The 13807-nt window shown below is 55.3% G+C and carries 9 protein-coding genes and 2 pseudogenes; 3 read left to right on the forward strand and 8 right to left on the reverse strand.

Features of this window, described 5'->3' with window-relative positions; translation table 11 throughout:
- Positions 1-27: 27 nt before the first annotated feature.
- The 6 genes from ACA070_RS11010 to ACA070_RS11035 form a co-directional block, all read right to left on the reverse strand.
- Positions 28-1035 carry an HAD family hydrolase gene (locus ACA070_RS11010; protein WP_497451130.1) on the reverse strand — a complete coding sequence of 336 codons (1008 nt, stop codon included), beginning with the start codon at positions 1033-1035 and terminating at the stop codon, positions 28-30.
- 140 nt (positions 1036-1175) lie between these two features.
- Entirely contained in the window at positions 1176-2834 is a 1659-nt protein-coding gene (locus ACA070_RS11015; RefSeq protein ID WP_497451131.1) for an arylsulfatase, read from the reverse strand.
- Between the two features lie 323 nt (positions 2835-3157).
- Positions 3158-3607 (reverse strand): hypothetical protein, encoded by a 450-nt coding sequence (locus ACA070_RS11020; protein WP_497451132.1) that lies wholly within the window; start codon positions 3605-3607, stop codon positions 3158-3160.
- Between the two features lie 118 nt (positions 3608-3725).
- Complete coding sequence (locus tag ACA070_RS11025; protein ID WP_497451133.1) at positions 3726-4721, reverse strand: fatty acid desaturase family protein; 996 nt, start codon at positions 4719-4721, stop codon at positions 3726-3728.
- Positions 4722-4766: 45 nt separating this feature from the next.
- Positions 4767-5567 carry a PaaX family transcriptional regulator C-terminal domain-containing protein gene (locus ACA070_RS11030; protein ID WP_497451134.1) on the reverse strand — a complete coding sequence of 267 codons (801 nt, stop codon included), beginning with the start codon at positions 5565-5567 and terminating at the stop codon, positions 4767-4769.
- 159 nt (positions 5568-5726) lie between these two features.
- Complete coding sequence (locus ACA070_RS11035) at positions 5727-6686, reverse strand: LysR family transcriptional regulator (protein ID WP_497451135.1); 960 nt, start codon at positions 6684-6686, stop codon at positions 5727-5729.
- A 169-nt stretch (positions 6687-6855) separates the two neighbouring features.
- On the opposite strand from ACA070_RS11035, the gene ACA070_RS11040 reads away from it, so the two are divergent.
- A complete protein-coding gene (locus ACA070_RS11040; protein WP_497451136.1) occupies positions 6856-8889 on the forward strand; it encodes an alkyl/aryl-sulfatase in 2034 nt (677 codons plus the stop codon).
- A gap of 91 nt (positions 8890-8980) precedes the next feature.
- A complete protein-coding gene (locus ACA070_RS11045; RefSeq protein ID WP_497451137.1) occupies positions 8981-9370 on the forward strand; it encodes a DUF4345 domain-containing protein in 390 nt (129 codons plus the stop codon).
- 104 nt (positions 9371-9474) lie between these two features.
- Here ACA070_RS11045 and ACA070_RS11050 read toward each other — a convergent pair.
- Together ACA070_RS11050 and ACA070_RS11055 are read right to left on the reverse strand one after the other, a co-directional pair.
- Positions 9475-11832 (reverse strand): annotated as a pseudogene (locus tag ACA070_RS11050) (tetratricopeptide repeat protein).
- Between the two features lie 402 nt (positions 11833-12234).
- Positions 12235-12519: a hypothetical protein gene (locus tag ACA070_RS11055; protein ID WP_497451138.1), complete on the reverse strand. Its 285-nt coding sequence runs from the start codon at positions 12517-12519 to the stop codon at positions 12235-12237.
- A 314-nt stretch (positions 12520-12833) separates the two neighbouring features.
- On the opposite strand from ACA070_RS11055, the pseudogene ACA070_RS11060 reads away from it, so the two are divergent.
- A pseudogene (locus tag ACA070_RS11060) lies at positions 12834-13799 on the forward strand (GlxA family transcriptional regulator); the annotation flags it as partial.
- Between the last annotated feature and the right edge of the window lie 8 nt (positions 13800-13807).

Raw genomic sequence — 13807 nt, forward strand, 5'->3', positions numbered from 1 at the left:
GCAGTGAAGCGGTAGAGGCAATAGGTTTCACGGCGCCGCGGTATCAAAAGGGTAGATTTTCACCCACTCTTTCGCCATATCCACCACCGTCCAGTTCTGCGCCTGGGCTTCGTCCAACGCTTTGTCCAACTTGCCGATCTTTGAATCACGGTCGTACGCCCATTCACGCTGTGCATCGGTGTGATGCACAAGTCCCATGAAGCGTTTTCCGTCGCCCGCGGCGGTCCATTGCAACATCTGCTGATCGCCATCGGAGTTACCAAAAGCGAAGATCGGGCGGCGGCCTATAACGGCGTCAATACTGACGGGTTTACCCGGCCCATCGTCGTTATGAGCGAGCTTGGGCATGCGCATGATCACCGGCTTGCCTGCGTTATATTGATACTCAGCGGTGAAGGTAGTCCCGATCACCTGCTCCGGTGGAACGCCATACACTTCCTCTGCCCAGGCGCGCATGAACTCCACTTCGCCTCCGGACACGATGTAGGTTTTGAAGCCGTTAGCTCGCAAATAGGCGAGCAATTCCAACATTGGCTGATAAACCATTTCGGTGTAGGGCTTATGGGTTTTGGGGTGCACGGCCTTGGCGAGCCATGCTCGGACATTGGCCAAAAAGGCTTGAGTACTGATCTCGGTATGGGTGGCATCGATGATCTTCATCAGTCCCTCCATACCACTGCCAGCCAACGTTTTCTGTTCGTTTTCCAGAACTGCCTTGAACGGCTGCTGTTGTTGCCATTCAGGATGCTGGGGTGCCAGGCGTTTGACCTCTTCAAGGGCGAATAGCATCTGAAAATACATGGGCTGTTCGCTCCACAGCGTGCCGTCGTTATCGAACACTGCAATGCGTTCAGCCGGTGGCACAAAATCCTTGGAGCCATCCGCCGTCACTGCCTGGACGAATTCAATAATGGCATTTTTGGAAGGGCCTTCATGCCAAGAGGGTAAAGGTTCGGCCGCTTGCAGCAGCATCGGCCACAACAAGACAAGCCAGAGCCAACGCATTGCCGGACGAACCAACAAGATGTCTTTCATGGACTACTCCCCTTAAAACCGGGCGAGAAGGTGGACCATTAAATATCCACTGCTTTATCTTTCACGCGTGGTGGATGTTCGCCAACTTCAAGCTGCGAAGTGGCGACCTCTATTGAGATCGCCATTTTTCGGCTGATTGATCAGTTGCCGGCTGGCATCGGCAGGTTGACGCCTTCTTTCTTCAGAGCCTCACGCACGGATTGGAATTTCTGGTATTCCGAGAGCGTGATAGGACCGTCATAACCCATACTTTGCAGTTTGCGCGGCGGGTAATCGACGTATGTTTTCATCAGTTTCATGATCGCGCCCGTGATCGGCACCATCGTCCAGGTACGCTCCGTGAAGGTGGTCATGAAGAGGTCATAGCGCTCTTGCGGGTCTTGCCACAAGTCAAAGACTTGCGGCACGGTGGCCACATATTTTTCTGCGCCTTTCCACCCCAGGTTGGCGTCCACCGCCAGACCACCGGTATGCGCGCCATCGTCACCGCGCAAGTTGAACACGGCCTTATAGTTTCCAACACGGGCCGCACCCGGGGTCAATTCGTTCTCGGTAAAGTAGAACCACTCTTTGCGTGGCGAAGGGGCAGTGCCGGTGAGCACGGGTGTCATGTCGTAACTGTCGAAGATGATCGGCTGACCCTCGCGATCTTTCTCAGGCAGCTTCACGCCAGCAACAGAGGCGAACGTCGCCATCAAATCCAAGCCACCAAGAATCTCGTGGTTTTTTGTGTCTGGTTTGATTTTCTCTGGCCAGACGGCAATCGCCGGAACTCGGTTACCGCCTTCACGCACTGTGCCCTTGGTCCCGCGGAACGGCGTGTAGCCAGCATCCGGATAAACGTCCTGCCAGGCGCCGTTGTCAGTGGTGTAAACCACCAGGGTGTTTTTATCCATCCCAAGCGCCTTGAGTTTGTCCATAATGCGACCGATGCGGGTATCCAGTTCGACCACGGAGTCAGCGTACTTGGATTTAGACATGGACTTATGAACAAACTCCGGTGCCGGCATGTTCGGCTGGTGCACCTTCATGAAGTTGACGTTGATGAAAAACGGCTTGTCCGATTTGGCCGCTGTGTCGAGAAACTCAAGTGCGGCTTTTTCGACATAGTTGTCGAAGAAGGGGATACCGACCACACCGGGTTTGCCATCCACGACAGGCGTGTCCACGTACTGTCCATTAACCTTGAATTCTTCGATCGGCTTTTCGCCCGCCTTGCCGGACATCGCGCCCTTGGTCACCCTGGTAAACATCGCGCGGGTTTCCGGGTCCATGTCGGGGAACCATTCGGGGTCGGCATAGGTGTAGGCATTGAGGTGGTACAGGCCGACGTATTTCATCACGTCGTAGCCTTGCGCATTGGGCAAGGCATAATCCGCTTCGCCCAAGTGCCATTTACCGGTGAAATAGGTGTCGTAGCCGCCGGTCTTGAGCACCGAGGCCAAGGTCCATTCGGCCGCCGGCAAGCCACCGCCCTGGCCCTGCATGGCGACGGTGGTCATGCCGCTACGATTGGGAATACGCCCGGTTTGCATGGCCGCCCGACCAGGCGTGCAGCTTGGCTGGGCATAAAAAGAATAAAAAGTGACCCCCTCTGCCGCCAGCTCATCGATGCTCGGCGTAGGCATTCCTCGACCGACCCCACCTCCGTAGGGACCGAGGTCGCCGTAGCCGGTATCGTCGGAGACGATAAACAGGATATTGGTCTTTTCCGTTTGAGCCGCGTGGGCAAGTCCGTTCAGTGACAAAAGTGCAGCAAACACGATAGATAGCCTGAAACGATCCGATAGCTGTTCCATACCAGGATTCCTCGTTGTTTCATGGTGTTATCAACCAGGTGATAAGTGCACATCTACATTGATTCTTGGTGCATTGACCACCGAGCAATTCGCCTAGTTACTGCGTACAGAATCATTCCCGCTATTTGCCTGACCTTGCACGGGTTAAGGCGCAGAAGGAGTCTAGTGCGATTTTTTCGGTTGAACATGTCGCTCGTAATGTTTTTGGGGCAGCATGTAAAGCCAGGGTTACAAGCTGTATGTACACCCACTATTAATCCAATAAACCGCACTGAAATCACCGGATATGGTGGTGTCTCTATTTCCAAACGAACTAAGCAGCGTCATCGAGTTGCTTGCGCTATATCGCCGCAAAAAATATCGACGTTGCCATCTTCGGGTGAGGTTCGCACGACAACCGAATAATTACCCGAGAGCAGATCTGGCATTGTTATCGGCGCGCTTCTGTAAAAGCTCCAACCGCCGTCACCAGTGGCGGATTGAGTGTCGACCTTGTCGTTCATTGCGTAGGCGGCTGGTCCTGGTTGCTGACAACTGCCTTTATTGATGAACGTGTACAAGCGCGGAGGCATGATGGTTCCGATTGGAACGCCTGTAACGTTGAAGTCAAAGTTAGTTTGATTGCCTACGCCGGTCAACGTGGTATTGGCAACATGCCCCGGATTTTTGTGAGTCGCTGCCAGAGGAAGGTTCATTGAATGGTTTGATGAGCTGGTGCAGCCAAAGAGGATCGCGGTGACGAACAGCGTAGCCAGGGGGGAGCAGGGTTTCATTGCCAACCTCCAATAATGGAAGAAGAGCGGTGGGGGGACTATTGGGTATAGCTCATTAATAGCGTTGCGCTCATGAGCATCTACTTTTATAGCCCCCCAAATTCCTGAAAACCCCGGTTTATCGATCAGACTTGTAAACCCGAACGCTCAACTGCCGGAGCACCTGCAAGTAAGTGGGTGGTTTCGGAACGGCGCCACGGTCGCGCAAAAGCGCATGTAACTGTGGCAAGCGGAAATACGGCACTGACGCCATTAGATGATGCTCAATGTGAAAGTTGACCCGAATAGGTGCCACGCAAGCGCGGGCGATCAAACCAGCCTGTGTAGTGCGAGTATTGCGAAGTACGTCCGGGCTTGATTCCAGACAGGCATGTTCCGCCATGGAGCGAATGCGGATGAACAGCGGGAACGGTGTGATATAGGCCAGCACCCAAACGCCGTACATCCAGGCATTTCCACTGATCCAGAATGCAGCGAAGAGCAGGCCATTGGTGAGCAGCATACCGCTGGCGTTTCTGAAGAAAGTCCGTGGGTAGTCCCACCAATGACGACCTTCCTGTGGCAGGCGGCGGATATCACTGGTCAGCGACCATTGCAGTACGCCGGCGTCCATCAGCAATCGTCCCACTAGGAACTTGAGGCCGGTAACACCAGAAAGATCACGCAAACACTTGCGCATCAATGAGCGGCGAGTCGTAGGCAGCCCCGCCACAAGACAGAGATCGGGATCGTCGACGGTAGAGGTTTTGGCGTGATGGGTAAGATGATAGGGACGGTACTTGCGCAGCTCATTCCAGATCGGCCGGGCGCACAACCAGTCAACCAAAACATCATTGCACCATTTGGTCTTGAATAAAGTGCCGTGCGCAGCGTCGTGCTGCAAAATACCGAAGCACAACTGCCGTCCGGCAATAATGACGACACCCACGATCAGGGCGAGGCTGAATCCCCACCCGGGCAAAAGTTCGCGGGCCCAGGCCAGACCCATAAAGGTCAAGGCCAGCACACCCCAGGTAGAACCCACCGCCCAGGCGCCCCAGCAGTCTGAGCGTTCGCTAAAAGATTTGATTTCATCGCGGCTGAGAATATCGCTGATCTTAGTCTTGTTATGCATGTCTATCCTCTACATCAAAGGCCTGTAGCCAGCCTGGGTGATGAGTCAGTTGAGTCTTAAGGGCTGTTGCAAAAAGGTGCGCCAGATCTGGTGACCCTGATCCACGAAACGTTTGGTACAGGCAAAAAATTCAGTGCGCGCAGCCACATCGACCAAGGGTTCCGGCAGCAGGGGATCGAAGACTATCTGGCGGATGGCTTCGCGGCCGAGGATGAAAGACTCGCGTGCGGTCGCATCAAGCCTCAGTTGCTCGGCGCGCAATGCCCAGCTCTCCATTTGCTGGCAATTGTGGCGATAGCTGTCGTTAAGCAATTCGCCATTCCACAGACCTTGTATTCGCTGTGCTTGCGTATCTTCGAAGCCCATGGCCTGAAAAACCAAGGCGGCGGGCTCCAGACCGAGGTCAATCAAGTGTCGGCGCAACGACTCGACATCAGGCTCGACATTGTTCGGGCGCACGTACAGATCCTTGTCCAGCTCAGCGAAACCCATCATGTGCAACGAACGTTCACGCTGGCGCAAGATGTTGCGGTCACTGCGCCCCAAGGCGTTGCACGCGACCATCAGATAACTACCGTCCCACGGCCGCAGATGCTGATCCACGCTACGCCACCCAAACAACTGCGCCGAAATGTCCTTGGCCTGTGGTCCCAGCTGATAACTTCCGCGCCCCGCACCTTCAAGCAGTGCTTCAATAGTGAGCCGCGCCAGGGTGACCCGGACGTTGTTTTCACTGATTCCAAATAGCTCACACGCGGCAATGGCTTCCCTGACCTGCAAGGGAATGCCGTTTTTAGCGACCAGCAGTTCGAGCACCAGGCTTTTTACGCAAGGTTTCATAGTCATACCAAGTCATTACGCTATTGGATGGAATTTAGCGCGATCGGTAACATTACACAATCGGCAAATAAAATATTAATTCAGTAATGATCAAGGGCGACGCGGGAAGAGGTGCAGCAAGCTATAGCGACTATCGGGTGATGTCCTTCAGGTGTACCGCTGTATTCACTCCGTCCTCATTTTGGCGAGAAGGATTTCCCGCTGACAGATTTCTTGTTCCACGGCCCTCACTTCCCTCATGTAAACCTCTACCGCGGTTGGCAGTGAGCGCTCTTTAAGGTAGATGAAGCCGTAACGGGTGCGCAGTGCGAGGTCATGGATGGGTAACGGTACGATTTCTCCCGCCATGATTTCCTGCTCAAAAGTCGATAAATTCCCTAAAGCCAGGGCATTACTGTTCTCGACAAATCTAACGATTTGCATCGGCACGTCTATTTCGATCGCCGGTACAAAATCCCCCGTCACCGCATCATAAGCACCGGCGCAGCCCAATGTAGCCGGGAGCAAATGGGTCGCCAGCCGCAGCGGAATGCGCGAGGCCACCCACGGGTAATCGAGCGTTTGCGCCAACGTCAGTGAACGACGTTGCGACAGCAGCGGATGGCCGGGACGGCAAAACAGACGACCCTCATGCTCGCCCAACAGCTCACAGGTGAACTCTTCCCTGCCTTGCAACGTGCTGATTTCGGCGATCCCCAGATCCACTGCCCCTGTGGCGACCTGATGAGCAACATCGCGCCAACCGGCGACATGTGCAGTGACCTTGATTTGAGGATGCCGAGCATGCAATCGCGCGATGCTGGCATAACCGCTGGCGATGCTTGGGTAGGGACCCAACGCGACCCTCAGTGCTCCAATATCGCCTCCCGCCAGCAAGGCGATATCTCGCCGCAGGTCCTCCTCTGCCATCAACAGGCGCTGGCTCTTTTCACGAAGCAATTGACCAAACGCAGTCGGCACGACGCCTTCGGTGCGTCTATCGAACAGCGTGACCCCCAGTTCACTCTCCAGTAACTGGATGCTTTTGCTCAGTGCCGGCTGGGAAACCCCCAACGCTTTTGCTGCCCGACCAAAGTGCGCATGTTCAATCAATGCCAAAAACTGACGTAAGCGACGTGGCGTCATCTCATAACCTTTGTGTTATCTAAAAGCATCAAAACGGAATTTTTCGTAATGAAATGAATATGCTATTCATGGCCGTACTGGTCAAGCTGACGACGCACATAAACAAGCGCTATGGGCACTCAACGGCATTGACGCTCATTGGCAAACCTTCTGGCGCAGGAACCATTTCATGTACAACAAGACCCTTCATCTGGCACTGGCAATCACACTTGGTGGCGTCAGCCAGGCCATTTTTGCTGCCGATGCAAACGGCGCAAGTTCTGATCCAGCCTCAACACCCAATGCGCATTTCGACAGCAAGGGCAAAGCGCCTTCGCCTTACACGATCGAGCTGCAAAATGGTTTGCGCAAGGCACTTCCGTTTGCGGACAAGCGCGACTTTGAAGAAGCGAAAAAAGGCTTCATCGCTGCTCCGTCCTACGACAAGATCATGGCCGAGGCCGGGAATGTCGCCTGGAACATGGGCAGCTATAACTTCCTGCTGGAAGGCAAGGACTACGACAGTATCAATCCGTCCCTGCAACGCCAGGCAGTACTCAACACGGCCTTCGGTCTGTATGAGGTCGTTCCGGAGAAGATTTACCAAGTGCGCGGTTTTGACCTGGCCAACATCACCTTCATCAAGGGCGATACCGGCTGGATTGTGTTCGATACCCTGATGTCGAAGGAAACCGCCAAGGCCGCCCTGGACTTCATTAATGAAAAACTCGGCAAGCGCCCGGTCGTGGCGGTAGTAATCTCTCACTCTCATGCCGACCATTTCGGTGGTATCCGCGGAGTGGTCGATGAAGCAGATGTGCGCAGCGGTAAGGTCCCGCTGATAGCACCGACAGGTTTCATGGAGCATGCCGTGGCTGAAAACGTCTACGCCGGTACTGCCATGACCCGGCGCGCCTTCTTGCAGTACGGTGTGACGTTGCCGCACAGCCCATACGGCCATGTCGACATGGCCATAGGGAAAAATGCCTCGATTGGCGCCATGGGGCTGATTGAGCCCAATCGCTATATCGAGAAAGATTTCGAGATCCTGACCGTTGACGGGGTGGTGATGGAGTTCCAGAACACTCCGGGCACCGAAGCGCCATCGGAAATGAACACCTGGTTTCCGCAGTTCAAGGCGTTCTGGGCCGCCGAGAACATAACCGGCACGATCCATAACATCTACACGCTGCGCGGTGCCCTGGTCCGTGATCCGCTGGTCTGGTCGAAGAACATCAACAACGCCCTGTATCGTTACGGACAACAGGCCGATGTCATGCTCGCGTCCCACAGTTGGCCACGTTGGGGCAATGAGCGGATTCAAGAAGTAATGCGCGCGCAACGCGATGCCTACGCCAACCTGAACAATGCCGTGCTGCACGCTGCTAACCAGGGCGTCACCGTCAACGAGATTCAAAACGTCTACAAGCTGCCCGAAAGCCTGAAAAACAATTGGGCGACGCACAGCTACCACGGCTCGGAAGAGCACAATAGCCGTGCAGTGATCAACCGCTACCTGGGCTATTGGGATGCCAACCCTGCGACGCTGATGCCGCTTTCACCGAAAGATTCGGCACCGCTGTATGTCGAAATGATGGGGGGGGCGGACAAGATCATGGCCAAGGGCAAATCCCTGTTCGACCAGGGCAAATACCGCGAAGCCTACGAGATCCTCAATAAACTGGTGTATGCAGAGCCGCAAAACAGCCAGGCCAAGGACCTGCTGGCGGATGTCTATGAGCAGGTCGGCTATCAGAAGGAAAGTGCCGGCGTGCGCAACAGCTTCCTTGCCGCGGCCTACGAACTGCGCCACGGCGTGCCCAAAGGCGTACCGCCAAAAACCGGTGGACCTGACATGATCCGCGCCATGAGCACAGAGTTGTGGCTGGAGTACCTCGGCATCAGCCTGGATGGCAGCAAAGTCGCGGGTGAACACTTCATCCTGAATCTCCAGACGCCGGACAATGGTGAGCAATTCGTGGTCGAGTTGAGCAACTCGACACTGACCAGCATCAAGGGGCAGCAGGCCAAAAACGCCGACCTGACCATCACCCTCGATCGCTCTGCGCTTGAAGGCGTGATGGCGAGGAAGACCAACTTCGATCAGCTCGTCAAGGACGGCAAGGCCCGCTTCGAAGGTAATCACACACCGTTCAAACGGCTAATGGCGGCCATGACGCCGTTTACCACGGACTTTGAACTGCTGCCGGGCACTCGGCAGTAACGGGGCGGCGAACTTAATTCCGCCAAAGAGTCAGCAACCTGGGTGCGTCCGTTATTTGGATGCGCCCATTCAACACCTGCGAAGGACTTTCATGAACGCTGCATTGAAAAAGTATTTTCTGATCATCTCATTCCTCACTGTAGGCAGCATTGCGCTGATCTACGGCGTGGGCCCAACCTGGTTCGCCCTTACATTTTTAGGTATGGATGCACTCGACCTCAACATCGCTCACATTCTCCGCGCTGTTATGTGCCTGTACCTCGCGTTAGGTACATTCTGGCTGGTCTGTGCCTTTCAACCAAAACTGCACAGAACCGCCATCCTCACGGTTCTCATTTTTTGCAGTGGACTTTTTCTTGGTCGCTTAATCAGCTTCATGATTGATGGATTACCCTCGATGCTGCTTCAACTTTATGCAGGAATAGAGTTGGCGGTCATACCGGTCGCCTATTGGTTGTTGCGACTTCGCGACAGCGAATAAATCCGCGCTTAACGAAAATCTAAGCTGTTACCCCTCAAAGAACCAGGGGCCAGGATGCAGTGGGCAAAGTGCGGAACGCCAGTGAGTAAGGCGGACGCGACGGATCATTTCAACGATGGATCATCCATGTTCATTTTCTTCCAGCCCTGCAAGAGCATCTGCGCCTTCGGTTCCTGCCCACCTTTGAGGTAGTAATGGATCAACGCCTGCCGCGCATTGCGGTTGGCGGGCTGCACCTTCAACAGCCTTTCCAGTTCCTCACACGCCGCCTCAACCTTGCCGCTGTCATGCAGCGCCACGGCGTGGACGTAGCCGTATTGGGCGTTCTCGGGTTCCAGTTGCGCAGCTTTGCGCAGAGCCAGCATGGCTTGATCCATTTTACCCGCACGCACCAGCGACAAACCCTTGGTATGGTGCAGCAGGGCGGCCGCCGGGTGTTCTTTCAGGCTTTGCGCGAGCAGCGTCTGAGCTTCTTGGCTGCGTCCGCCCGCTTCCAGCCATTGCACCAGCGTCACCAGTGCCGGGTAGAAATCCGGGTCACGCTTAAGGGCCGTGCGCAGCAGAGCTTCGACTTCGCCGCTGCGACCGCTGGCCTGGTAGAGCATGGCCAGGTTGAGATTGGCTTCGGCGCGTTCGGCTAGGCTCTTCTGTACCGCTTCGTATTCGGCAATGGCCGCATTCCACTTGTTCTGTGCACTGTCTAAACCAGTGCGAGCCACGCTCAACAAATCTCGGGCTGCGGCGATGCGTACGGCCTTTACGGGATCACCCAGCAACGGCGTCAACAGTGGCGCGCGGTCCGGGGGTGGCAGGAGCGCGCTTATCGCCCGAACGGCGCTTTCGCGTACTTGCGGTGCCGGGTTGCTCAAGTCCTTGGTGGCCAGTTTAATCGCCTGTCCGCTGGGATAAAGCGCCAGTTCCGCCAGCAAGGTTGCCCGTTGAATCGACGGCAGGTTGCTGCGTTGCAGTTGCTCGTACAAGGCTTGTGCCGCGCCGGGCTGGCCGTTGCGGATCAGCCACAGGCTTTCATCGTAGTGCGGCGCTTGCGGGCTGGTTGAGGCGTTCCACAGCTTGAACTGTGCGGTGACCTTGTTGCCGGCCTTGCCCTGATGACAGGTCAGGCAGGCGTCCGGCGTGCAGAGTTTCGCTGCGTGTTCCGGGTTAGGGATGCTGAAGCTGTGGTCATGCCGGAAGTCGTTGCCCATGTAGAACTTGCCGGGCATGTGGCAATCCACGCACTGCGAGCCGGGTTGGCCCATGGTGTGGCGGGTGTGTTCGATGGAATCGTAATTCTTCGCTTGCAGGCCCTTGCCATCAACACCTTCCACCGAGGTCCTGCCGGCAGTGTCGTGGCATTGCAGGCATACGCCGTTACCCGGCGGCTTGAGTTCGTTGCTATGGGGGTTGTGGCAATTGCTGCAACGCACATCCTTGTCGGACATTTTGCTCTGGGCGAAGGAGCCATGTTCGAATACTTCATCCTTGATCTTGCCATCTAGGGCATAGAGTTCACGGGTCAGAAGACTCGGTAGGTAGTCATCCATCAGGCGATTGCCGACGGTGAAACCATCGCCCAGCGGCGCGCGGCGGGAGTGGCAGCGTGCGCAGGTTTCGATTTCGACGGTGGCATTCTTGTCCTTGAGGTCGACGGCAAACCCGGCGTGGATCAAGTCACCTTTTTTCGCCGTCCATTCCAGGTGATTGGAGGCTGGGCCATGGCACGCCTGGCAGCCGACACCGAGGCTGTTCCAGTGACTGTCGAAGGTATTTTTTGCCGCATCGAAATTGCGCTTGTAACCAGTGGTGTGGCACTCGACGCACATGAAATTGGCGTTTTGGCTCGGTTTGCTCCAGTGCATCGGGTTCTTAAAGCTCACGCCCTGGCCTGGATAGAGGTGAAACCAGCGGTTTTTTTCGGTATCCCAAGCCACGCCCAGAGCTTGCAAGCGACCGTCGCCAACCTCGATCAGGTATTGCTGTAGCGGCGAGATTCCAAAGGTGTAAGCGACCTGGAAGTCCGCGTTCTTGCCATCGATGCCGGGGGTGTTGACTCAGAATCCGTCACCTTTGCGGGAGAAATGGGTGGTTTCTTTTTCCGCATGGAAGGTGACGTTGTTGAAGTCGCCCAGCATGGTTTCAGCGTTGGCTACCTGCATCGCCAGTTCGTGATGGGAGCCTTGCCAGTCCTTGACTTGGGCGCTGTGGCAACCCTGACATTGCTGCTCATCAACCATTTTTGCCAGCGCTTTTTCCTGCACTACGGCAACAGGTTGTGGAGTGGCCGGTTGGACGACCGGTGTGCCAACCGGCGCATAAGTCACAGGAGCAGGTTTGCTGCTGAACAGGAACCACCCGATGCCCACAACGGCCATGAGCAGAACGCCGATAGTGACGGGAAACAGATAGCTGTTAATCGTCGTCGGTTGCGAATCGATAACCGTTTTATTTTTATCTTTCGGCATTACGACTTCCATAGCCCAGATGCGTTTGTTATCAAGCGCGCGTTCAAGTTCAGAACAGCCTTGCCGGATGGCCGGTGACTGTCAAAAATCTATGTGATAGTCGGATCAATCCTATTGATCGCGATGCCGTACTCAGTTTCAACTCCTTCCCGCGATTAATCTTGAGACTTTGGATCGATCCACAAAAGCTGTCTAGTTCTGTCTCGCTATGGCTCTGCCCAGACCCAAGCGTAGACCCTATGAATGTCCGAATCCACCGGCAGCGGACTCGGTCCAACGTCCGCTATTGGCCGATTGCTGCCCTTCGCAACAGGCAGGAAACGGTAATCTGTGCTGACCACTGATTGCGTCCGAGGCGATCTCACTGTATCGACGCAACCGGCGAAAAACGAGCCAAAGCTGTCATTCCAGCGAAGTCACCAAGCTGGTTTCGATACGCGCCACACTCTCGGGCGATTCGTTGATCAGCACGACTGCATCGTCACCCTGGTTGAGATAGATCAGGTAGTCGCCGGTCTCGAAGGTTATTTTGAAGGCTACAAGCCGAGCCTCCTGGTCCCATCCTTTGTCGACAACTCCTTGAACCTCAGTGATGATCTTTCCTTCAAGAGAGAGTGCGGATAAACCGGAAAGCAGATTTTCTCTACGCCACGAACAGGCGCTAGCTGCGTCAAGCTCGAAGGGCATGGGGGGTTCCAGGTCTGATAGGTCAGCCCCGACACTTCCCCGTCAGCTAGCAAGTACATCGAAACGGTCTGATGTTCGCCAAACCGCCATTCTAACGATCCTATGTCTTCCGGACATTTCTCATCGTTGAAGTAGTACTGGTCATGCAATATCACGGAAAGTCGCTGACCCAGCAGCAAACGCGCATTTCCTAAGTCCTGGGTCATCCTCTCGCGGGAGGCTACATAGCGGTTAAACACAGAGCAGTACCTCTTTAGCTAGTGAGAAGAAGTCGTAGATTCTAGCCGGGCTGATCGTTGAACGTCCCCTTATGGCCGGGAGTGGTGCTGGGGACAGTTCAATCCGCACCTGGTGAACCTCAATACGAGGTCAGCTACTGCGCAGAGTCGCCGGGTATGGTGAGTAGCGACCAAGGCATCGGCTTGGAGGTCACTCATGGCCTGGAACTGATGGAGGCATCTGATGTAATTGTCATTCCAGCGTGGGGCGATCAATCGGTCGCTGCATCTGCACAGCTTGTGAAAGCCTTACAGCTCGCTAATGTCCAAGGAAAGCTCATAGTCGGGTTATGTTTGGGAGCATTCGTGCTCGGAGATGCCGGGCTGCTTGATGGCAAAGAAGCAACCACTCACTGGGCAGTCAGAGACGAGTTTGCGCGTCGCTTCCCTGAAGTTCGTTTCAGGCCCGAGGTGCTCTATGTCATTGATGGCAATATCATGACCTCTGCGGGAACCGTGGCGGCAATCGATTGTTGCCTGCATCTGATACGCCAGCGGCTCGGTGCTGATGTGGCGAATCGCACCGCGATGATGCTGGTGACGCCGCCGCATAGGCAAGGAGGCCAGGCTCAATACGTAGAACATCCTGTGCCGCAACTATCTAGTGAGACTCATTTGTCTGAAGTACTGGCGTGGGCCCGAATGAACCTAGCCAGTGATCTATCGCTCGACGTCCTGGCAGACATGGCGAAAATGAGTAGGCGCACGTTTACTCGTCGCTTTAGGGAGGCCACTGGCAGTACCGTCTCTAAATGGTTGAATGCTGAGCGAGTCCCCAGAGCACAACAGCTGCTCGAAACGACCGACCTACCTATCGAGTGTGTCGCCGGTGAGGCGGGTTTCGGAACGCCTTTGTCGTTGAGACAACAGTTCGGCGTTCACCTCGGCACATCGCCTTCTGAGTATCGGCGAATGTTTTTCCGTGAAATGAGGCCAGGCCCGAAGGCGGGCGGCAGTGAGCACATTGCCGAGCCATCCACCCCTTCCCAGCTAAAGTTTTAATTATGCCT

It is taken from the genome of Pseudomonas sp. LBUM1678 (genome assembly GCF_059695575.1).